The 362-nt window shown below is 62.2% G+C and carries 1 protein-coding gene; it reads left to right on the top strand.

Going from position 1 to position 362, the window contains the following annotated elements:
* Nucleotides 1–210 (top strand): SDR family NAD(P)-dependent oxidoreductase (locus tag EJK15_RS69955; protein ID WP_420847203.1); only part of this gene is annotated, 210 nt, incomplete at its 5' end.
* Between the last annotated feature and the right edge of the window lie 152 nt (nt 211–362).

The raw sequence follows: 362 nt of genomic DNA, 5'->3' as shown, positions 1-362 counted from the left end.
GATCCCAAGAAGTCAATCGCTAGCAGAAAGGCACGACTCATGTCTGCTCTGCTCACCGGCACTCCGCTCGCCGGCCGCGTGGCCGTGGTCACCGGCGCCTCCAGCGGCATCGGCGCCGCCACCGCGCGGCGCCTGGCCCAGTTGGGCGCCAAGGTCGCCGTCATGGCCCGGCGCAAAGACAAGCTCGACACATGTCGGCGTACTCCTTGATGTGCAGAGGTGAGTACGAGTAAACGGGCTCTGTCGCTGATCTTGTGATGCGGGACGTCAGTCTCGAAGCAGGATCTTCTTCCTGAGAAGGTCAAAGTTCGCGCGGCCATATCCCTGCCGCTTGATCAACTTTACTCGCGTGTTCTGCCCTT

It is taken from the genome of Nonomuraea basaltis (genome assembly GCF_005893125.1).
Taxonomy (GTDB): domain Bacteria; phylum Actinomycetota; class Actinomycetes; order Streptosporangiales; family Streptosporangiaceae; genus Nonomuraea; species Nonomuraea basaltis.
The sequence above is the reverse complement of the archived record's forward strand: the minus strand, read 5'-3'. Positions and strand labels throughout refer to the sequence as shown.